The sequence below is a fragment of the Clostridium sp. AM34-11AC genome, from assembly GCF_003435375.1.
Taxonomy (GTDB): domain Bacteria; phylum Bacillota; class Clostridia; order Lachnospirales; family Lachnospiraceae; genus Pilosibacter; species Pilosibacter fragilis.
The window spans coordinates 1-21,208 of record NZ_QWGL01000020.1 but is presented as its reverse complement, the minus strand read 5'-3'; the positions used below and the strand labels follow the sequence as shown (position 1 = coordinate 21,208).

Below are 21,208 nucleotides of genomic sequence, written 5' to 3'. Positions count from 1 at the left end.
CGACTTCGAAAAGCCAAATCGTTTTCATTCAAGCCTGCCAAAAGTTTTTCATCTGCATATCACAGAGTTTTGTTGCATGTGTTTGAATCATTTAAATTTATTAAAAATTTGAAATTATTGTATTCAAGGAGGACACCCCTATGAAAAATCACTCACACCAGGACACCACCCTCGATATCTCCATCATCGGCTTAATGAGCGCTCTGGTATTTGTCGGAACCTATTTCTTTAAAATTCCTTCCGCCTTTGGCTACACCCACCTCGGCGACTGCATGATCATCCTGACCGTCTGCTTATTTGGCACAAGACGCGGCGTCCTCGCCGGTGCCATCGGCGCAGGTCTCTCCGATTTTCTCGGCGGCTACGCGGTATGGGTTCTCCCGACCATGGTATTAAAAGGTCTCTGGGCGTTCATCGCCGGAACGATTGCCTACAAGTTTCTGCCGAACTTTAAATATTCCTGGCTCGTCGGTGCTATCGTCGGCGGCATCGCCCATATTATCGGCTACACGCTCGTAAAGATCCCGCTCTACGGCACCGTTGTTGCCTTCGGTGAAATGTTCACCCTGTCCATGCAGACCATCGCAGGGATCGTCCTCGGCGGCGTAGCCTACACGATCCTCGTACAGTCCCCGGCGATCCGAACATTAAAGGCAAAATTTGCGTAACAAAAACCCCGGTCTGCAATGTTCATGCACTGCAGACCGGGGTTTTCATTGGGTCTGTATAAAATTTTTACAGAAGGAAATCGCCTAAATCGCTGTTGATCATCTCGTCATAGGTCGGAATACCTTCCACAATGATCTGCTTATCTTCGCTGCTGTTATTGTTGAACGCATCGATGTAAGCGCTGATACCAGCAAGATGACGACCCGTACGCAACTCGATTGGGAAGTTGCCGGAACTGTAGTCAACATACAGAAGCCCCAGATCATAGGCGATCACATAGCAAGGATCCTCACCTGTCTTTACCAGATCCTCATCTGTATAGCCACGAAGACGGCCCTGACTAGGGTTACCAGTCTCCATCAACAGTGCGTAAGTATTGGTATAGTCACCCAACTCACGGTGAGTCAGACCATGTAAGGAAACCGGAGACGGCTCCAGGCTCATGGAAATTCCCTCTAATTCCAGATTCAGAACGCCCTCAGATGCAATAGCAGAAGCGCGCTCGTGAGCTACGGTAGCATTGTTTACAGCATACTCCGGGCTGGACTCATGCAGATCGATCTCCATGTCAATATCTAAGGTCTTGATCATATTGGTTACCGCATAAGCAACCTGCTCAGACAAAGTACCATCCTCAACTCCCGGATAGCATCGGTTCAGGTTACGAGTTTCTGAACCGGAAAGTGTCTGACCGGAAGACTTGTGTGTGTAAATATCCGGATCCGGCCACTGGTCGATCGGGTTGGTTGCACGAGAGCCGTACTGGAATGTTCTGGTGTCACCATTTTTTGTGGTGAAGTGCATGTACTGTGGAGAACCATCCAGCGGGTCATTGTGGGTCAAAGCGGAATTATTGATGTTCGGGATCACATAAATGGTGCCCGCCTCAACCTTTGCATTCTCTTCCAGAATAATGCCGGCCATATGCCCAGAAGGTTCGTTGGCATGGGTGCTGCCCAGAACAACAAGGGAACCTCCCTCTTTTTCGCCTTTCAGTACATACACATCGGAATCGCCGATGGTGCCTTCCAGGTTTGGATTATAACGGCTCAACTTAAATACCTCGGTCACATTCGGACCAGTCACGATGTCTTCCTTGAAATGGCGCTTGGTATAAAAGCTCGTACCGGCAATACCGCCAACAAGAGCCGCGCAAACCAGGATGGCAACGGCGGACAGATACGTTTTCTTCATTTTCATTCACCCTCCTTACTTGATCAGGAAGATGCGCAGCAGCAGAGGAATTAAAATCATAGCTGCGTTGATCTGATCAACAAGGCGTTCTTCCTTAAAAATCATGTTGTACAGTGTGCTTACAAAAACCAGAAGGGCGATGGCTAAATAAATGATCGTGATAATACTCATAATTCAGTCCCTCCTTTAAAACAGTCCGGCAATCAGTTTTGAATTTGCCAGGAAGAAACAAGCGTAAACCAGCAGAATGATGATAGGCACAATACAACGCTTCAGGATCTTAGTGTATTTTTCTACACCTGTAACCTGTGCAGCGAACAGACCCGCTAAAGCGGTAGGAGGCATCATATCACCCACAGCAGCGATCAGGCTGATAGCAGCTAAGACCACAACGGAATTTCCGCCTAAAAGTGAAGCATAAATGTAAGCGAACGGAACACCTAAAACCGAGCATGCGCCGTAAGAGGAAACTGCACCAAACAGCGGAATACTGATCGCGCAGGCTAAGAGCCACAATGTGCTCGGAAGACGCAGACAGCTGATAACTACCAGACCGCGAACGCCGGTCGCTGTCATTACTTCGATGAACATACCAACACCCATCAGAATACCCATAACAGGTGCTGCGGTACGGATGGCTTCCGGTACAGCAGTCAGTACATTGATCTTCTTTCCGGTGAACAGACCAACGGCAGCACTGATAAGGAACATGAGTGGCATACCGATGTCTTCGCCTAACTTCAGAACCTTAAAGATAACCATTAAAGCAACCAGAACCAGTAACGGAATGTAGATGCGCACACCGTACTGCTTGCGAATCGCATCCTGCTTTTCAAGAGCAGGTTTCAGTTTTTCATAGTCCATGTGGCGTGCCTGCTTGTAGCCGAGTAAAAGCACGAACAGAATCGCTAACGGGAAAGTGATTAAGGCCAGCGGACCCTCAAAACCAACATAAGGAACATCGATACCTGCGCAGATAATTAATGCAGCGGTATTTACAGGAGGTGCGATCATACCAAGCAGAGCACCCATAGCGATAATGGAGCCTGAGGTAACGGCATCAATTCCCATTAATGCAAGAACCGGAGCCATAATGGAACCTGCTGAAAGAACTGCTGCAGTGGAAGAACCGGTGATCATGCCGGGGAACATGATGATGAGCATGATTAAAACCAGTAAAACAGCAGGGAAACGATGGAATTTCTCAATAATCAGGCTGCTTAAAGCATCCAGAGCACCGGATCCCTCAATGACCTTCATGAAAATCATGGCACAGCCAATAGTCAGAATGGTATCTACATAACCGAACTCGCCCTCTACCATCATACGGATAGTCTCGGTGCCGAGGCCGCCCTCAAGAGCACCGCAGAGCGCTGCTATCAGCATTGATACGCCAACAGGCAGTTTGAATGCAAAGCAGCCGATCATGAAAACACCGACCATCACAATAAAAGTGATCACGTAAGGTGTCATAATGATGTTCTCCTCTTCAAAATCACTGCGGCCCGTTCAGCCAGGCCGCAGGTTAGTTTGTTTGTTTGTTTAGTAACTCAGATTTACAGACCAAATGCAGTTTTTAAAGCGTCAAGAGTACCTGCAGTGTTATCTACATAGATTGCAGGAGTTCCGTTGCCGGATAAGATACCAGACATCAGACCATCGGAATCTCCCTCAGAAACTACGATAGCAGCATCGCAGCCCTGGAAAGCCGGAGTGATAAAGCTGTCAGATAAGGTACCGCGACGAGCGGATCCGCCAGTGTGCAGAGCAAGAACAATGATGCCTTTTTCCTTTGCAGCGGAAATCAGAGCGTCAGTACGTGCAAGCTCCTGGTCAGCATCGATACCGGCAGCACCAAGTCCCTTGGAAGATCCACCGACTGCAAGGATCAGAGTTTTGCAGTCATCTGGAAGATCTGCGCCTGTGATGTTCTTATTCATTGTTACTTCAATGCCAGCCTTTGTGCAAAGTGTATTTGCAATGTCTACATCAGCACTCTGTCCAATACTGGTCAGGATAGCCGGAGTAGAGCACATACCTGCGCTGATCTCAGTCAGTTCAGTTGCAGCACCTGCTGCCGCTGTAGTTTCTGCGGAAGCTGCTGCTGTGGTTTCTGCCGCCGCTGCGGTAGTTGTTGTGCCGGAAGCGCCGGAACCACAAGCAGCCAAAGATAATGTCAAAGCACTAGCCGCAATAAAAATACCAAGTTTCTTCATAATCGTATATCTCCTTTTCTTATTTTACAGCTGTCCGCCCCGTTATCGGGAAGCAGGCAGCATTGATAGTTCATGTATTACTGGAAATGAAAATTAATATGCCAGAGCCTTACCGTCACGGCGAGGATCCGCACCACCGCGCAGGGTTCCGTCCTTACCGATCGAGATTCCCTGTACGCCGCCAAAGAACAGCTGCCATTCTCCCTTATCGGTAACTTCATGTCCGCGATCCTGCAGTTCTTTAGCAACCTCAGGAGTGATCGGGTTCACACCGCCGGACTCATAGCAGATATTTTCAGATGCGTTGTCGTAGATACGTGCACAATCGATCGCGTCCTGAATATCCATATTGTAGTCAATCATGCGCTCAATAACCTGAGCGATCGTCGGGAAAATACGGGTAGCTCCCGGGCTTCCGATTGTCATGTACGGAGATCCATCCGGATATAAAACGATAGACGGGCTCATGCTGGATAACGGACGTTTTCCGCCTTCTGCGCAGTTTACGCTCTCAGGATCAGCTGAGAAATCATCCATCTCGTCGTTCATAATAAATCCATAGCCAGGAACACCAACCTTGGAACCAAAGCCGTAGTTGATAGTCTTTGTGCAGGCTACCATGTTGCCCCACTGGTCAACAACGGAAAAGCTTGTAGTTGCATAATGCTCTAACTCTTCCGGCTCTACAGCCACATAGCTGCCGCTCTTATCAGTGATCTCGCTATAACGCTCTGCAGCATAGTCTTTGCTTGTCAGCTGAGCTAACGGAACATCAGCAAAGTCAGTATCTGCCATATACTGCGCGCGGTCTGCGAAGGCAATCTTGAAAGCCTCAGAGAAACGATGTACATACTCAGCGCTGTTTACACCAATCTTGTCCATATCGTCGTAGTTCTCGAGAATGTTCAGGATCTCAACCAGGTGTGTACCGCCGGAGGATGCCGGTGGTAAAGAGTAGATGGTGTAATCTTTATAGTGACCAACGACAGGCTCACGAACCTTTACTTCATAATTTGCAAGGTCCTCCATGGTCATGTTGCCGCCCCAAGCCGCAACAGCATCCACCATAGCCTGTGCCATATCGCCGGTATAGAAAGCATCTTTACCGCCATCAGCGATCAGCTGCAGGGTCTTTGCCAGATCCGGGTTTTTGATCACATCACCAACCTCATACGGCAGTCCGCTCTCATCCAGGTAGATATTGCTTAAAGTCTCGTTTGCGGCAATACCGGTATACTCGCTGTCCAGCTCTTCCTTAAAGGTAACTCCCACTACATAGCCGTTGTTGGCTGTGTCGATAGCAGGCTGGAAGATCTGCTGACGGCTTACGGCATCAGAACCGTAGTTATCAAGAAGATACTCAAAACCAGCAACTTCTCCAGGTACAGCTACCGACAGACCGCCGATCACGCTCTTGTCACCCAGATTATTCACGCCGTCCAGACTGAACTGCTCCATCTTTCCGTTTTCATCCAACCACATCTGTGCATTAGCAGCGGCAGGAGCAGTCTCACGGAAATCAAGGACACTCACCTTGTCATCTTTGGCACTATAAATAGTCATAAATCCGCCGCCGCCCAGGCCGGAGAAGTACGGCTCAGCCACGCCCAGAGTGTAGGCTACAGCAGCCGCTGCGTCAAAGGCGTTTCCGCCTTCCTTCAGAATTTCCAGACCTGCCTTGCTGGCGTACCAGTTACAGGAAGCAACCGCGCCGTTTTTACCGGTAGCGTCACGGTCATCACGCTTCTTCTCGAGGTTTTCGTTGTAAGGCAGCCAGACATCCTCACCAACGGTTTCGGTCGTAGAAGCAGCTTCTGTTTCGGAAGCTGTCTCGGTAGCAGCCTCACTGCTCGCCGCTGTCGTTGTCGTTGAGGAAGCAGTTCCGCAGGCAGTCAATGAAGCTGCCAGACTGAGTGCAACTGCAGATCTTGCAACCAGACGATTTGATCTTTTCATTGTCATCCTCCTTTTGTTTGAGAGGTTCGCCGCCCATCGGCAACTCCTCTCTGTTTTGTGGTGTCTTTTATTAGTAAGCGAAAGCTTTACCATCACATCTCAAGTCGGGGGGAAAGCTGATCCCCAGGATAAGAGTAATATTTATGTAGAAACTGTGTCGAAGTTCTGTAGGAACTGTGTAAATTATACAAAATTGCTCTATTCAAGTCTATTTTTTCTCATATTTTTCTCAAAAATGTAATAATGTCCTTTGATCAATTAAATCGAGTTTCATATTAAACAAAAAAAAGTTTTGCCTCGTTTTCTCAAGGTAAAACTTTTTTCGTTTCATTATAGATCGCTTACATATTTTCAACCCAGCGGAATAACTGGCGCGGGCGGCCGACTTTGCCGTAAATGCTCACCATTTCCACTTTCTTATTCTGAATCAGATACTGCAGGTAACGGTATACCGTCTGATAGGCAAGACCGCTGCTGCGAGCCACCTCATTTACTGTCATGTAATCCTCACCTTCTTTTAATGAATCCAGCACCAGCTGCATCGTGGCCTCGCTTAAGCCTTTGTCCAAAGGTGCCTGTTTTTGATGCTCTCGTTCTAAAAGGCGTAAATGCAGCTTGATGCGGCTGATAATATCTGGAGCCTTGATGGGCTTCAAGGCAAAATCACTGGCACCCGCCTGAAGAAACTGGTCAGCCACCTCCTGACTTTCATCAATTGTAAACACGATAATTGGCACAGTATGTGAAAGTGCACGCAACATCTGCACTCCTTCCACGCCGTTAATGCCGGGCATGTGATAATCGATTAATACAATGTCAGGTTTGTGTAAACGAAACTGCTCCAGGCCTTTTTTTACATTTGGGGCACTGCAGGCCTCCCAGCCCTGAAAATGAAACAGCTCGCCTAAGGCAAAGCGAATATTTTCTTCATCGTCAATGGAAAGTATCGTAATCTTTCGTTCCATGGTTTACTACCTCCGGTAAAAATATGATGAACCGTGTGCCCTTGCCCGGCTGGCTTTCCGATATCACCGAGCCGTCCATGGCTTCCACGGTCTGTTTCACAAAGGCAAGTCCCAGGCCGCTGGAGCCAAAGCCGGAAATTCCCTGTTCCCACATGGTGGCCTGCTGCTGCTCAGTCATACCGCAGCCGTTATCTGAAACAGAAAAGGTGATAAACGGCAAGTCATCCACCAGGCGGGCCCGTACATGGATCCAAATGGCAAGCTCCCGCCCCTTCTCAACCGCCAGTGCAGCATTGTGGATCAGATTTACTAACACGCGCGTAAACAAAATACTGTTTACGCTTACCTGAAGCTCCGGTACCTCATTGTCAATATGCACGTTAGATGCGTAATTCTCTACCGATATCTGCGCAAGTGCCATATCTAAAATGTGCTTGGTGTCGCTGGGACTGCGCCTGTTTTCATATAAGATTTCCGAGATCATACTGCTCATCCGATCCATCTGGCTTTCAATGCGGCTCAGATATTCGATTTCCCTGTTTCTTCCGTCAACCTCACATTGCATTTTTAAAATTCCCACCAAAGTCTGAGTACTGGTCAGAGGCGATTTTAAATCGTGCACCAGATATTTCATTTCCCGGTAGGTACGGTTTTTCATTTCCAGCAGTGCGGCACGGCTCTGCACGGTCTGCATTTTTTCTTTTTCCTCCGACAGACGCAGAAGATTATTCTCATCTCGCAGCTGCAGGAGAATAATCGTTGCAAACAGGGCTACAACTAAAATTCCCACTGCACCGATGGCATTTAAGAGAGAATTGGCCTCCAGAACATCAGCAAACAGCTTGATATCAGAACTCGTCTCACCGCGTCCCACGGGCAGACCGCTCATCAGCGGCATGATGTCCAGGAACTGAAAAGCTATAGTAAAAATCAGCAGCATCAGGTTCTTTTTGGTTAATGATATATATTGATAATCCAGACGCCGAAACAGCACCACGGATGAACCCAGAAGCAGAGCAGGCAAACCAAAGTCGTAACGAATACCATGCACCAGACCAATGCCCTCATATACAAGCGGCAGGATCAGTAAAATCATGCATGCATTGGGTATCCAACTTTTTTTCCCTCTCCGGTAGAGTTCCACCGACTCGGCAATATAATATGCTCCGATATAATGCGGAGCAGCGCGCAGGGCATTTAACATCACCAGGCGTAAAGCAGCCACCATCAGATCGGTCTTCTCCTGCTTTTCCAACGCAAGATGCATATACTCCCGCACCTGAAAGTTCTGTACCGTAAATAAAACCGGCATTAAAAAACTCAGCGCGATCAACGCCAGACCGATCATCATTTCTTTGCGGTCTATTTTGTGGATCTCGAAACCCGCCAGTTTGATATTACCTGTCATCACTCATGGATCTCCTTTTAAAGGCAAAAACTAATATGCACACAGCCCCAAGGATCCCGGACAGAGCCGGAAAATGTGGATATACCGTATGGTAATACAGGGCACTCTGTCCTGGCGGGACGATTGTCTCTGGATCAAACGGCAAACCGTACTGGGCAGCCAGCTGCTTGATGTTTAACAGATGCAGAACCGGCAGACCATGTGCATTATAATATTGCAAGAGTCCGTCATCACTGCGCACACTGGTAACCGTATAGGGAACCATCACACCGGCCTTCATCTTGTCCTCTTCCAGGCCGATGGTCGTAATGTTTCCGCCCACACCGACAAAACAGCTTATGGGACCTAACGTCTCATACAGGTTCTCACGTGCCTTCAGGTTTGCCGCGAAATCGCGCTCCTGCATGATATCTGCCACGCCATAGGACGCAATGCGGGCAAGTGCCTCCCCTTTTTCCTCCTCAAACATTTCACCTCCACAGTCATAATCACCGCCCGGTGTGATCAGAGCCGGAGGTGTCTGGAGCCTGCCGTCAAGATAAAGGCGGCAGACCATGTCCGGGAAGGTAAACTGCGGCTGGTTTGCCCCAAAGGTGCTCGCTCCCATGGAAGCGATATAGATCACCTTCACATTCATCGCCTCACCGGCGGCCAGCACAGCCAGATTCAACGTTGGAAAGGAACCCGAAAAGCCCGCACCGATGGTATCGCCGGACTTTACCCCGGCCTCGGTGAGCATCTGCACCAGCAGTGCGGCCATGTCCGGGTTTGCCGTGGTCCGCTTCGCCTCCTCCGAGCCAAGGCTGGTGGTAATTGGCGTATATTCATCGCCGATCATTCCGGTCTTGTGCGTATCATAAGGAGTGAGGGAAAGTCCTGCTTCCAGCTTATAATCCCGGATATCATCCATCCAGCCCTGCAGCTTCTGGGCAGCCAAAAGTTTGATCTCATAGTCTTCCGTGGCTTTCGTCTGTCCCATCGCCAATGTAAGGACAAGGCCGACGGCCAGCCAGACCACAGCCAGGATAAGTGCCGTGCTTCGGCGTTTTTGCAAACTTTTCATGCGAAAACGCCTCCTTTCACACGCCGGGCAGCTTTTGCCCGATAAGCAGTAAGATCAGCGCCGTAAAAAGCGTAGTGGCGGCAATTGCCAGAAAGGCATCGAAGAATCCCTGTCTATCGATTTCCCGCGCCAGAATACCTGGCATTAAAATGCCAATCACACTGAAGGGAAGCAGTCTCCATGCGGAAAGTACACAATTCAGCACAAAGGTCAGCAGGATCAGAAAGGCAAACCGGCGTCGACCAAATAAAATCAGCCATTGCGATGCCAGACGGCATAAAAGCACACTCACGGATGCCATAATCAGCGTAGTAACAATACGACCGGGGCTATGTAACGCCAGAACCAGATAACCGGGTACGATAAGTCCAGCCGAAAGCCCGGTAATCTCGGTAAAGATCATACTCACCACTACACCTAACAGAATGATTTGATTATACATAAGGCTCTCCCTCCTCGCGGACACGGGCGATCAGTTTGCGCCCCGCTCCATACAAATTGCCGACTGCAAACAGCACTGTACCTGGTTCTGTATCGTTTAGAGGCATATCGTCAGCCTGTGAAAAACTGCGCACGGCGCAATCAGGCAAGAACCGGTGCAGTTTGGCAGTCATATAGTCTTTATGCGAACCTGCCAGCCAGACCTCGGCCGGAGCCAGTCTCTCACATACAGTCAGCATATCCCGGGTGCGGCTTCCCCGATCAGCCCGGTTGCATACGATCAAAATAAGCTTTCCGGCCTTCTCTCCAAGTTTTTTCTGCAGATCTTCCCAGACGATGCAGGTGGAATCAGAATCATTTACCGAAACGGCATTCACAAAAATCCCCTGCCCCATCTTATATAGTGCCAGCGCATAAGGGTCGCGCTTATAATGTGCCATGCCCGCAAGAGCTGTTTCCCGCGAAACGCCCAGATCTTCACATACAGCTAGTGCCAGGGAAATATTTTCGGCAAAATCAAAATCCGGCTCATCCCCAGTGGGACGTGCCAGAACGAAGCGACTGCCCAGCTCCTCCGCATGATTCTTGAGACGGTCTGCCATGGCCTCATCGGCCGTAAATAAAACTCCTCCCTTGGGAATCGTGTTGCTCAACGTATCCGCAATTTTCGGAAGGCTGTCCCCCATCACATCGGCATGATCGTGCCGCACATTCGTAATCACGCCCACATCGGCCTGCAAAATGCGATGCTGCGCACAGCTTTGATATTCGGGCTGCAATGCCATGCACTCGATCACCAGAACTTCCGCATTCTGGGCGGCAGCACGGCGCAGAATGCCGACCTGCTCTTTAATATTGGCTTTGCCTCTGCGGCGCAGAGGCTCTTCATTGCCGGAAACATCTATCGTCATCGGATCCGTACCTGTAGTTTTGCAGAATACCCGCAATCCGCCTGCCCGCAATCCGGCCTCGATCAGCCGACAGACCGTAGATTTCCCTCGTGTGCCGTTTACATGCACCACGTGACGCAGGGTCGCGCGGCTTTTCGCCGCCTCCCGCCCCTCTATCCAAAGTCCCAGGCACCAGAAAAGCCCTAAGAGAAGAATCGTAATCTTAAGCATAAAACACCTCTGATTTTATCGTTCAGAAGAACCATTTTCTTAAATCATACTCCGAAACGACACAAAACTCCACAGATAAATATGAGAAAATGCTTCTTCTTCCCAACTGCATTATTGTTTTGGGAAAAAGAAGCATTTTATATATTACAACTATTATTTTAATCACTGTCATTTAAACCCATTGCGCCACACTGCTATTGCCAAAATAATAGCGCAGGCATATCTTAATATTTCAGATACATGATAAATCTTATTTCCATTTACCTCAGCGCCCTCCTGCGAAAATTTCTGCTCAATAAACCCTCTGATACCTATTTCTATAAGAAGTGCCATTGCTAATCCCAGCGAAAACATTCTCATACCCTTTGTATAGCTATATAACGATAATAAAAACACTACTGAAACGCCTAAGTTACATAATGTTAACCACATTTTTTTCTTCATATAGATCGCCCTCCGCTATGCTGATTGTTTCCGTTTCATCTACTTGAATTATATCATTTACCCCCCCCTGTTTTTCAACTATTATTTTTTCTCTGCTATATTATTAAGATATTCGTTATTTTTTGGTCATTTGTCTGTAATTTTTCGCAAAAAAGAAGACGTACCACCAGTCATCTCACTCAATAACCAGCGACACATCTTCTTCTCTAATTCTCTATTCCTGCTCATCCAAAAGCATCTGATACACATCCCGCTTCCCGATTCCGCGGTCCTTCGCCACAAGCTTCATCGCTTCTTTCTTCTCGATTCCCTGTGACAGGTAAACATCCATGTGCTCCGTGATCGACATGGCATCCCAGGTCTGTTCCTTCTCTTTTTTGATCTCCTCCGGGCTCTTTCCCTCGATTACGATGACACATTCGCCCCGCGGTTCCTCCGTCTCAAAGTGATCTAATGCCCCCTGAAATGTGGTCCGGAATGCCGTCTCGTACTTCTTTGTGAGTTCCCGGCAGATCGTGATCCTCCGGTCTCCTAACGCTTCAAGAAGCTCTTCCAAGGTCCGTACCAGACGGTGCGGCGCCTCATAGAGGATGATCGTCCGGGTCTCTGACTTTAATTCTTCCAGAATTCTCTGCTTTTCCTTCTTATCCGACGGCAGAAACGCCTCAAACGCGAACCGTCTTGTCGCCATTCCGGAGATTGTGAGCGCCGTGATGCATGCCGCCGGTCCCGGAAGAGAAGTCAGCTCGATTCCGGCCTCATAGCACTGCTTTACAAGCTCCTCGCCCGGATCCGAGATCCCCGGCGTCCCGGCATCCGTGATCAGTGCGATATTCGTGCCTTCCTTCATCTTCTCAACGAGAACTCTCGCCTTTTCCACCTTATTAAACTCATGGTAACTGGTCATCGGTGTCTTGATGTCAAAATGGTTTAAAAGCTTGATGCTGTGCCGCGTATCCTCCGCAGCGATCAGATCCACCTCTTTCAACGTATTTAACACCCGCAGCGTGATATCGTCCAGATTCCCGATGGGCGTTGCACATAAATATAATTTTCCCTGCATGACCAATTCCTCCTGCTGCCCGATGCTGCTTTTTCACCGACAGCTTTTTATCTCAACATTTCCGTAACGCGAGTTTACGGATGATTCCATTCCGGATTGGCAAGATCCGCGACTATTCCTACATTATCCGGAGCTTTTCGTTTAGAAAATTCCTGACATTTTCCGGCTCATCCGCCAAAAGAACCCTCACAACAATTTAATACCCGTAAATCGAATAGATCTCATCCGTATACACGCCCGGCTCCTTATAAACGATCACCGGCGCCTCGACCTTCATCCAGGCTCCGCCGCCGCGGACCGCCTCGATGAGGACCATGTTCGCGTCCTTATCCTTGAACGGATGGACCATTTTCATCCGCTTCGGCTCCAGCTTATACTGCTTCATCGTCCCGAAGATCTCGATCAGACGGTGCGGCCGGTGGACCATATACATCCTTCCGCCCGGTTTCAGGACCTTCGCGCCTTCCCGCACAACATCCTCCAGCGTGCAGAGGACCTCATGTCTCGAGATCGCCTTCACTTCCGTCGGATTCTTAAGCCCGTGGGAGTCATTCATATACGGTGGATTTGTCGTAACGACATCAAAGGAAGCCGCTCCGAAAATCCGGCTGGCTTCCTTGATATCTCCATGTACGATCTCAATTTTATTTTCCAGATGGTTTAATTTTACGCTCCGCTCCGCCATCCTGGCAATCTCATCCTGGATCTCAAGCGCTGAAAAATGTTCTCCCTCCGTCTTTGCGGAAAGAAGAAGCGGAATGATCCCCGTCCCGGTTCCAAGATCCAGTACCCGCTCCCCGGGCTTTACAGCAGCAAAACCGGAAAGCAGCACCGCGTCCATACCAAAGCAGAACCCATCTGTCTTCTGGATGATCTGCAGTCCATTTCTCTGAAGATCATCCAGACGCTCATTTTCCTTTAACTCAATCGTCATCGAGTTTTGATTTCCCTTCTTTTTTCTCAAGAGCCTCTAACTTCTTAAGCTCCGCATCGTTCGTGGACTGCTTTTCCCGTCTCTTTTTCGGGCGGAATTTTAACTGATCCACTTTATATTCACGGATCTCCTTCTCATCGTTGTTCACAGTCACAATGACCTTCACAAGCTGGCGCAGGATGCTCACACTGTGGACCTCGCCCTTTAAACCGTCGTCTGTTGTCACATAGTCGCCGATATTCGGAAGTCTTCCGTTTAATTCCTCATAAGTATCTTCCTCGTACTTTAAGCAGCACATCAGTCTTCCGCAGACACCGGAGATCTTCGTCGGGTTCAGGGACAGATTCTGTTCCTTCGCCATTTTGATGGATACCGGAATAAATTCAGAAAGATAGGACGCACAGCAAAGCGGTCTTCCGCAGATACCGATTCCGCCCACGATCTTTGTCTCATCGCGGACACCGATCTGGCGAAGCTCGATCCTTGTCTTAAATACGGAAGCCAGATCCTTTACCAGCTCACGGAAATCGATTCTTCCGTCTGCCGTAAAATAGAACAGCACCTTATTATTATCGAAGGTATACTCCGTGTCAATGAGCTTCATACTGAGATTGTGCTTCTTGATCTTCTCAACGCATACCTTGAAGGCCTCTTTTTCTTTCTCTTTGTTGCGGCGCTCCGTCTCCTCATCCGCCGGTGTCGCCATACGGATCACGGACTTTAACGGCTGGATCACCTTCTTATCATCCACCTCGTGGGTTCCAAGCACCACATATCCATATTCCACACCTCTGGCTGTCTCGACGATCACATGGTCGCCGGTCTTGATCTCATTCTCACCAGGACTGAAATAATACACTTTTCCCGCTTTTCGGAAGCGGATCCCAATTACTTTCGTCATTCTTCGCTCCTTATGACGGATGCTTCATGGTCAGCAGAAGTAATTCCATCGCTAATTCCATATTTACGTTCGCATTTAAACGTGTTCTTGCCGTGTCGATCGCCGCCAAAATTGCTTCCAGCCCGGCATAATCGACTTTCTCACCCGTCTCGTTGATCATTTTATATTCATCCTTGAAAATCAGCAGGTTCATGTCCTTGGTGACCTTGAACATGAGCACATCCCGGTACCAGAGCTGCATTAAGTCCAGCACCTCACCGATATCAAAGTTCTGCTCTTTCATCTCCCGGATACAATCCAGAAGCATCGAAATATCCATAGTTCCCACGTTTTTCACGAGAACCATGACCTTCTGGAAAAGTTCCCTAAATTCATCCGACGAAGCCAGATGAATCGCCTTTCCGAGATTTCCCCTTGCGAATGCAGCGCAGATATCCGCATCCTTCTCCGCAATATGGAGATTCTGGGTCAGGTAACTCTTGATCGTGAAATCCTTAAGCGGCTTTAACTTCATCTGGACACATCTGGAGAGGATCGTCGGTAAAAACGCCTCCTGATTTGTCGTGATCAGAATGATGACCGCATAGGCCGGCGGCTCTTCAATGGTCTTTAATAAGGCGTTCTGCGCCTGAACTGTCATCTTTTCCGCCTCATCCACGATATAGATCTTATAATAACTGCTGTACGGGCGGATCATGATCGTATCGTTGATCTGTTCCCGCACATCATCCACGCCGATGCTTCCCGGCTTTTCATGTGTTACATAGATGAGATCCGGGTGGTTTCCGCTCATCACCTGCTTGCAGGAATGGCACATCATACACGGCTCACTTCCGCCTTTCTCGCACAGGAGCGTCATTGCAAACGCATTCGCGATCGATTTTCTTCCCATGCCGGCTTCTCCCGTCAGGATATAAGCATGTGAGATCTTATGGTTCTGGATCGCCTTTTTAAAGTGATCTTTCACCATCTCATTCCCGAGGATCTCTTCAAATCCCATGATCTTTTCTTCTGACATAGCCGCATCCCTCCTCATCCTGTTAGTTCCGGCACTGCCTTTTTCGCCGGATCTTCCCGGTTCAAACAGAACATTTAACTGTTCCCGATAACGGTGTTTCCATTTTATCTTACCACAAAATAGCGCCTATAAAAAGTTATTTATCCAAATCCCTTAGGATTTCTTCCACGCAGATTTCCATATCCGTATTCTGATATCTCTTCGTAATTCCCAGGCGTTCCAGATTTTCCTCTGAAAAATCTTTTTCGTCTGCAAGGTATCTCCGGCAGACTTCCCGATAATTCGGCCTTTTCTGGTTTTCCTCGCGTTTGACGGCCCTTAGAAGCCGGATCCCGTCCGGGACCTCGATATAGACCGGGACCATCTTTCCCGCTTCAAAATAGGCACACATCTTCTCGTAAGATTCCAGTGTCCCGATCATAAGACAGGACTCGTCGTCGGCAACATCAAACTGCCCGTCATCCACTGTATAGTAAGTCCACGGACCAGCGATCGTCTGATAAGTTCTCGACTCGATCACCTTTCCGGAAGCCAGCTGCCGCTCCAGCTCCTCTCGACCGGTAAAGAAATATTCCACTCCGTCCGTCTCGCCTTCCCGGATCGGTCTTGTTGTATACATCGTCACCGTCCGCAGCTTTGGTCTCCGTTTCAGGATTTCCTTATACAGTGTATCTTTTCCTGTCGCGCTCTTTCCAAGAAGATAATATATCCTGCCCATTTGTTTCTCTCAGCCTTCTGTATTATAATTTTTATCCCTGTCAGATAAGACTTCTCGATCGAACTTTTACAACCACTTTTCAGGTTCTATCTTTTCATTGTATCAAAATCAGAGGTCCCGTGCAACCGTTGTTTCCATCCTCGCTCGATAATTTCACGGGATCCGCGTCTCCACTTATACGATGTAAGAATTCCTGTTCCTGCTTGGAAAAATAATTGAATCACTAACGATTTCCTTCCCCAGCAGCATACTCATCAGCATCCTTTATGAACAAGCCCTGGCGTCTGACATGTTAAGATCACGTCCGCATCCGGATCAGCCGGTCCCTGAACAAGAAGCCCTGCTGCCTTATACGCCATGATCTTCTCCACGATCGCATCCGTGAAGACCTCTCCCGGCGCGATGATCGGGATTCCCGGCGGATACAGATACACAAACTCCGCAGATACCTTCCCGACCGTATCCTGAAGCGCTGTGCGCTCCGTATCGGCATTCATCGCCTCGCAGATGAGCATTCTCCTGACCGGGTGCGAAAGTTTAGATTCCAGGCCTTCTGGAGTCTCACTAGCTGCTTTCTCCTTTCGCCCGGACTCCGTGCGGTGTCTCAGCGCCCCGTCAATCTCCCGCAGCGCCGTTCCAAGCCGCTCAAATCCTTCCTCCGTGTCCATCAGCGACGTCATCGCGATCACATACTCCGGCGCTGTCATCTCCATCTCAAGATGGTATTTTCTCCGCAGTGTCTCCGCCAGCTCTTCCCCATGAAAATCCTCTGCGCACATCGTGGAAACCACGATCTTCGACGGATCCCATCCGGCCACCGTCCGATATTTCCCACAGATTTCCCGGTCCAGGACCTCAAGTACCTGAAGTCCTTCCATCCGCTCCATAAAGCGCTCCAGTCTTTTCTCATACCGGACCATCCCATTTCTTCCGTCCCCATCCATATACCGGATGCACCGCTCCATCCCAGCCATAAAAAGGTATGACGGGCTGGATGTCTGAAACATGGACAAATACCTCGAAATTCTGTCCTGATCCACAAGTTTTCCCTTCACATGCAGGATTGCCGTCTGTGTAAAGCATGGCAACGTCTTATGAAGGCTCTGGATCACGATATCAGCCCCGTATTCCAACGCCGATTTCGGAAAGCTGTGACACTGATCTGCATACTCCAGATGTGCCCCATGCGCCTCATCGACGATCAATGGGATCCCGTATTCATGAGCCGCATCCGCGATCGCCCGGATATCCGACACCACGCCTTCATAGGTTGGGGATGTGATGAGCACTGCCTGGATTTTCGTGATTTTTCCTCTCACATCCCCCGAATTTCCCGCACAGTGCATCGCATCCTTTTCAAGCGCTTTTCTCACATCCTCCGCACGGATTCCTCCATTGATCCCGAATTCCGTGATCTCCTCCGGATACAGATACTCCGCCTCCAGCCGGTTCAGGCAGATCGCATGGTACACCGCCTTATGACAGTTTCTCGCTGTCAGGATCTTTCCGCCGTTTTCCGTAGTCGCAAAAACTGCACTTAAAATCCCGCAGGTACTCCCATTCACAAGATACCAGGACCGGTCCGTCCCGTAGATCGCAGCCGCCTCATCCATGGCGTCCTTCAAAATTCCTTCCGCATGATGCAGGTTGTCAAACCCATCGATCTCCGTGATATCGATCCCATACGGGTCCGGAAATCCCCCCGGGATCCCATCCGTAATCTCCCGTCTTTTATGTCCCGGCATATGAAATGGATACGCATCCGAGCCCGCATATTCTGTCAGCCGTTCTAAAAGTCCCGGCTGTTTTTCTTTTCTGTAATTCAAAATTTTTATTCTCCTGTTTCCCATCCGCCTGCAAATGAACTGGGAGTTGTCCGTCAAATTCGCATCCGCATTCGTTATAAAATATTTTTTTCTTTTTGCTCCGAGAGAAGTTTCTCAATCTGCGACTGTCCTACATCCAATAATGCACTCCAGTCTTCTTTGTTCACCCAGTCTAATATCTGTCTGTATTCCATAAGAAATGTCAATACTACAAACGCCGGCTTACTTTACAATCTCCGCTTTTACCTCCGGAAACATATCCCAAATTTCCGCGACTTCACCCCCGGCTGCCTGATAAAAGCTATAGCTGCCATAAACCATCGAATCGCATCCGTCCGATGCCAGTCTCACCACTACCTGTGTCCCATCCGCCTTTGTCAGCGTCAGGATCCCGTTATACGGACATTCTTTCGCTTCATCAAAAGATGCCCCCGCCAGGATCTCCTCCAGCCTTTTTAACAATTCCGGATCCTGCAGCATCTCGGAAATCCCTACGACCTCCGAGTCAGCAGAATCTTTGCGCGCCAAATCGGTGTTTTTCTCCAGCTCTTTGGAAATCGGGACCACCTCAAGTTCCGCACTTGTAATTTCTTTCATGTCTTCCGTTCCGACCGTCTGAAATTCACATTTTTCCTCTGCAATTTTTAATGCCGGAACCGTGATCTCATCCGGATCCGGGTTTTCTGACTCATAAATTTCCTGGCTTGCCGCATATGTGATCCCATCTATTCCATACATGACCGGATCAATGATCTCATCCGAGCCGGTGATCTCTTTCTCTTGATCCTCAGTCAAAGGAATATATTCCTCCAGTACCTCTGCATCTTCAAATCTTCGGACGGTAAGATATCCGCCGTCCTCCGGTGGTGACATCCGCACGCCGCGCTTCTTTACAGTCTCCAGATACCGGACCCCCTCGTCACCGTCACAGAGGCTATATGTAAACGCTTTTCTGAGTTCTTCCGGTTCTTCTATTCCGCTCGGAACAAAAAACAGAACATCCTTTGCTTCCGTGTAATACATTTCATAAACATTTTCGAAAGTATATACTTTTTCAAAAATACTTTCGTCCTCGTTCCACTTTTCAGCCTCGATCACATCATCAATGCTGTAAATGCTGAGATCTTTCAGCGGATCCTCCTTGCCTTTTCGAAATCCCAGGACATACCCGTAACCATTTTCCGTCTCCCGTCCAACAAAATCATACGCATCCCGGATCTCTCCGCCGCAGGATGCTGCCTTTTCCGGATCCATATCCGAAAATTTATGATCTCCATCAAAGGATTCCAATTCTGTTACGATCCACCGACGTTCTTCCTTCGAAAGTGGCTGAAAGGCCAGATTTTCCCTCTGATCTTCTTTTTCCGTTTCAGGACTATTTCGTTCCTCTGTCTGTGGCTCACTCGGATCTTCTACCGGAACAAAAGCCGGCGAACACCCTGTCAGCCAGATTCCTAGTCCTAAAGCTGCCGTCATCATCCAAATCTTTTTCACCTTGCCACCTTCTTTTTCCAAAACTGAACTCGCCTGTCACTGAACTTGTTACCGATATTCTATCATCCATAATTTTTTCACACAAGCGAGCACCCCCATATTTAAGGAAACTGTAAACATGTTATCATTTTGTTATTTTCATAAACAGGATTTTTCACTGTAAATTTCATGTAAATTTCATTCCAGTATTTCTTCTGTAACTATCGGCAGAGTATGATATAATATATTTGTTCACCCTTGTGTATCTTTTGGATACAGCAATACAAGCGTATTTTCATCGTTCAATACGCCAGAAAGAGAGGATCCTATGAAATACAGAATTATTGGCACAACTATCCCTGCAGTTGAGATCAAATTTGATGCTCCAGGCGAAACCATGTATACACAGTCCGGCGGAATGTCCTGGATGTCTGAAGGGATTTCCATGTCCACAAACACACGCGGCGGATTTATGAAAGGTCTTGGCCGCATGTTTGCCGGTGAATCCATGTTTATGGCTACCTACCGTGCGGATGCTCCGGGTGCCACGATCGCATTTGCGTCAACTGTACCTGGTCAGGTTCTTCCGATCGACGCGGCAGAAAACGGCGGCATGATCTGCCAGAAAGGTGCATTCCTCTGCGCACAGGATTCTGTAAATCTTGATGTCACCTTCACAAAGAAATTTACTTCCGGACTGTTTGGCGGCGAAGGCTTCATCCTTGAATCCATCTCCGGTTCCGGAATGGCCTTTCTCGAAATCGACGGCGATGTTGTCGAGAAACAGCTTGCACCGGGCGAAGTGATCAAAGTTGATACAGGAAATATCGTTGCGTTCGAGAAAACCGTAAAATATGAAGTTGAGACGATCAAAGGCCTTGGAAACATCTTTTTCGGCGGCGAAGGTCTCTTCCTCACAAAGCTTACCGGTCCTGGCCGTGTGATCCTTCAGACTCAGAATATCGCTGATTTCGCCGGACGCATTGCACAGTTCATTCCGACAAAATCAAACTGATCTTCGACTTTCAACAACATATACTTTAACCTAAAAAGAGGTTGCTGTGTGAATGTGCAGCAACCTCTTTTTTAGCAAACTTTAGAATACTAAAAAGCGGAAACCTCTCGGCTTCCGCAACTTAATGAGACATCGGGGATTCGAACCCCGGACAACTTGATTAAAAGTCAAGTGCTCTACCGACTGAGCTAATATCCCATACAACTATGAAGTTGTAATGCCCAAAGCTGGAATCGAACCAGCGACACGAGGATTTTCAGTCCTCTGCTCTACCAACTGAGCTATCTGGGCATAATTGCGGGGGCAGGATTTGAACCTACGACCTTCGGGTTATGAGCCCGACGAGCTTCCAGACTGCTCCACCCCGCGACGATGCTTTTTAATTATACAAAATAAATATCGAAAAATCAATACCTATTTAATGGGCGGAGGTGGATTCGAACCACCGAAGCAAGTTGCAGCAGATTTACAGTCTGTCCCCTTTGGCCACTCGGGAATCCGCCCATAAGAATTATTTAGTTTTTAAAACTAAAGCCGATAATCGGACTCGAACCGATAACCTGCTGATTACAAATCAGCTGCTCTGCCAATTGAGCCACATCGGCATGTACTGTCTAAAAATGGGGCCTATAGGGCTCGAACCTATGACCCTCTGCTTGTAAGGCAGATGCTCTCCCAGCTGAGCTAAGACCCCAAATTTTAAATAATACTTACATACATACTGGAAACCTAAATGTATGCGCGACCCGGATGGGATTCGAACCCACGACCTCCGCCGTGACA

At 48.5% G+C, this 21,208-nt stretch carries 20 protein-coding genes and 6 tRNA genes; 2 read left to right on the top strand and 24 right to left on the bottom strand.

The window, feature by feature from the left end:
• Positions 1-140: 140 nt before the first annotated feature.
• Complete coding sequence (locus tag DW826_RS11910) at positions 141-668, top strand: ECF transporter S component (protein WP_117552816.1); 528 nt, start codon at positions 141-143, stop codon at positions 666-668.
• 67 nt (positions 669-735) lie between these two features.
• On the opposite strand, the gene DW826_RS11905 is transcribed toward DW826_RS11910, so the two are convergent.
• The 18 genes from DW826_RS11905 to DW826_RS11825 form a co-directional block, all read right to left on the bottom strand.
• Positions 736-1,863 carry a succinylglutamate desuccinylase gene (locus DW826_RS11905; protein ID WP_181968053.1) on the bottom strand — a complete coding sequence of 376 codons (1,128 nt, stop codon included), beginning with the start codon at positions 1,861-1,863 and terminating at the stop codon, positions 736-738.
• 15 nt (positions 1,864-1,878) lie between these two features.
• Positions 1,879-2,034 (bottom strand): hypothetical protein, encoded by a 156-nt coding sequence (locus DW826_RS18260; RefSeq protein ID WP_015553926.1) that lies wholly within the window; start codon positions 2,032-2,034, stop codon positions 1,879-1,881.
• 15 nt (positions 2,035-2,049) lie between these two features.
• Entirely contained in the window at positions 2,050-3,336 is a 1,287-nt protein-coding gene (locus DW826_RS11900) for a TRAP transporter large permease subunit (protein ID WP_015553925.1), read from the bottom strand.
• Between the two features lie 83 nt (positions 3,337-3,419).
• Entirely contained in the window at positions 3,420-4,079 is a 660-nt protein-coding gene (locus tag DW826_RS11895; RefSeq protein WP_117513033.1) for a DUF6305 family protein, read from the bottom strand.
• Positions 4,080-4,172: 93 nt separating this feature from the next.
• Positions 4,173-6,035, bottom strand: coding sequence for a gamma-glutamyltransferase (gene ggt, locus DW826_RS11890; protein WP_165859998.1), 1,863 nt, complete (start codon positions 6,033-6,035; stop codon positions 4,173-4,175).
• A gap of 341 nt (positions 6,036-6,376) precedes the next feature.
• The gene (locus DW826_RS11885) at positions 6,377-7,000 is read right to left on the bottom strand and encodes a response regulator (RefSeq protein WP_117483873.1); all 624 of its coding nucleotides are present in this window, start codon (positions 6,998-7,000) and stop codon (positions 6,377-6,379) included.
• Positions 6,969-8,408 carry a HAMP domain-containing sensor histidine kinase gene (locus DW826_RS11880; RefSeq protein ID WP_117552815.1) on the bottom strand — a complete coding sequence of 480 codons (1,440 nt, stop codon included), beginning with the start codon at positions 8,406-8,408 and terminating at the stop codon, positions 6,969-6,971. Before DW826_RS11880 ends, DW826_RS11885 begins: the two co-directional genes overlap by 32 nt.
• Positions 8,398-9,471 carry a poly-gamma-glutamate system protein gene (gene pgsW, locus DW826_RS11875; RefSeq protein WP_117552814.1) on the bottom strand — a complete coding sequence of 358 codons (1,074 nt, stop codon included), beginning with the start codon at positions 9,469-9,471 and terminating at the stop codon, positions 8,398-8,400. The genes DW826_RS11880 and pgsW overlap by 11 nt, the downstream gene beginning before the upstream one ends.
• Positions 9,472-9,487: 16 nt before the next feature.
• Positions 9,488-9,913 carry a poly-gamma-glutamate biosynthesis protein PgsC gene (pgsC, locus tag DW826_RS11870; RefSeq protein WP_117472162.1) on the bottom strand — a complete coding sequence of 142 codons (426 nt, stop codon included), beginning with the start codon at positions 9,911-9,913 and terminating at the stop codon, positions 9,488-9,490.
• Positions 9,906-11,033 carry a poly-gamma-glutamate synthase PgsB gene (pgsB, locus tag DW826_RS11865; RefSeq protein ID WP_117552813.1) on the bottom strand — a complete coding sequence of 376 codons (1,128 nt, stop codon included), beginning with the start codon at positions 11,031-11,033 and terminating at the stop codon, positions 9,906-9,908. Before pgsB ends, pgsC begins: the two co-directional genes overlap by 8 nt.
• Before the next feature lie 168 nt (positions 11,034-11,201).
• Positions 11,202-11,477 carry a hypothetical protein gene (locus tag DW826_RS11860; protein ID WP_117552812.1) on the bottom strand — a complete coding sequence of 92 codons (276 nt, stop codon included), beginning with the start codon at positions 11,475-11,477 and terminating at the stop codon, positions 11,202-11,204.
• A 214-nt stretch (positions 11,478-11,691) separates the two neighbouring features.
• Complete coding sequence (gene rsmI / locus DW826_RS11855) at positions 11,692-12,540, bottom strand: 16S rRNA (cytidine(1402)-2'-O)-methyltransferase (protein ID WP_015553916.1); 849 nt, start codon at positions 12,538-12,540, stop codon at positions 11,692-11,694.
• A 196-nt stretch (positions 12,541-12,736) separates the two neighbouring features.
• Complete coding sequence (locus tag DW826_RS11850) at positions 12,737-13,474, bottom strand: tRNA1(Val) (adenine(37)-N6)-methyltransferase (RefSeq protein WP_117552811.1); 738 nt, start codon at positions 13,472-13,474, stop codon at positions 12,737-12,739.
• The gene (locus DW826_RS11845) at positions 13,464-14,375 is read right to left on the bottom strand and encodes a stage 0 sporulation family protein (protein ID WP_117552810.1); all 912 of its coding nucleotides are present in this window, start codon (positions 14,373-14,375) and stop codon (positions 13,464-13,466) included. Before DW826_RS11845 ends, DW826_RS11850 begins: the two co-directional genes overlap by 11 nt.
• Positions 14,376-14,385: 10 nt before the next feature.
• Positions 14,386-15,378, bottom strand: coding sequence for a DNA polymerase III subunit delta' (gene holB / locus DW826_RS11840; protein WP_117552823.1), 993 nt, complete (start codon positions 15,376-15,378; stop codon positions 14,386-14,388).
• Between the two features lie 151 nt (positions 15,379-15,529).
• Positions 15,530-16,111 carry a guanylate kinase gene (locus DW826_RS11835; protein WP_117552809.1) on the bottom strand — a complete coding sequence of 194 codons (582 nt, stop codon included), beginning with the start codon at positions 16,109-16,111 and terminating at the stop codon, positions 15,530-15,532.
• A gap of 254 nt (positions 16,112-16,365) precedes the next feature.
• Positions 16,366-17,937 (bottom strand): aminotransferase class I/II-fold pyridoxal phosphate-dependent enzyme, encoded by a 1,572-nt coding sequence (locus DW826_RS11830; protein ID WP_278286578.1) that lies wholly within the window; start codon positions 17,935-17,937, stop codon positions 16,366-16,368.
• Between the two features lie 222 nt (positions 17,938-18,159).
• The gene (locus DW826_RS11825; protein ID WP_147327148.1) at positions 18,160-19,431 is read right to left on the bottom strand and encodes a hypothetical protein; all 1,272 of its coding nucleotides are present in this window, start codon (positions 19,429-19,431) and stop codon (positions 18,160-18,162) included.
• Positions 19,432-19,738: 307 nt separating this feature from the next.
• On the opposite strand from DW826_RS11825, the gene DW826_RS11820 reads away from it, so the two are divergent.
• On the top strand, positions 19,739-20,425 hold the full coding sequence (locus DW826_RS11820; RefSeq protein ID WP_015553911.1) for a TIGR00266 family protein: 687 nt from the start codon (positions 19,739-19,741) through the stop codon (positions 20,423-20,425).
• Positions 20,426-20,550: 125 nt separating this feature from the next.
• Here DW826_RS11820 and DW826_RS11815 read toward each other — a convergent pair.
• The 6 genes from DW826_RS11815 to DW826_RS11790 form a co-directional block, all read right to left on the bottom strand.
• Positions 20,551-20,623 (bottom strand) — tRNA-Lys (locus tag DW826_RS11815).
• 20 nt (positions 20,624-20,643) lie between these two features.
• A tRNA-Phe gene (locus DW826_RS11810) sits at positions 20,644-20,716 on the bottom strand.
• A 4-nt stretch (positions 20,717-20,720) separates the two neighbouring features.
• A tRNA-Met gene (locus DW826_RS11805) sits at positions 20,721-20,794 on the bottom strand.
• A 53-nt stretch (positions 20,795-20,847) separates the two neighbouring features.
• Positions 20,848-20,929, bottom strand: a tRNA-Tyr gene (locus tag DW826_RS11800).
• Positions 20,930-20,957: 28 nt separating this feature from the next.
• Positions 20,958-21,030: transfer RNA gene (locus tag DW826_RS11795), tRNA-Thr, on the bottom strand.
• A 16-nt stretch (positions 21,031-21,046) separates the two neighbouring features.
• A tRNA-Val gene (locus tag DW826_RS11790) sits at positions 21,047-21,119 on the bottom strand.
• Positions 21,120-21,208: the final 89 nt, after the last annotated feature.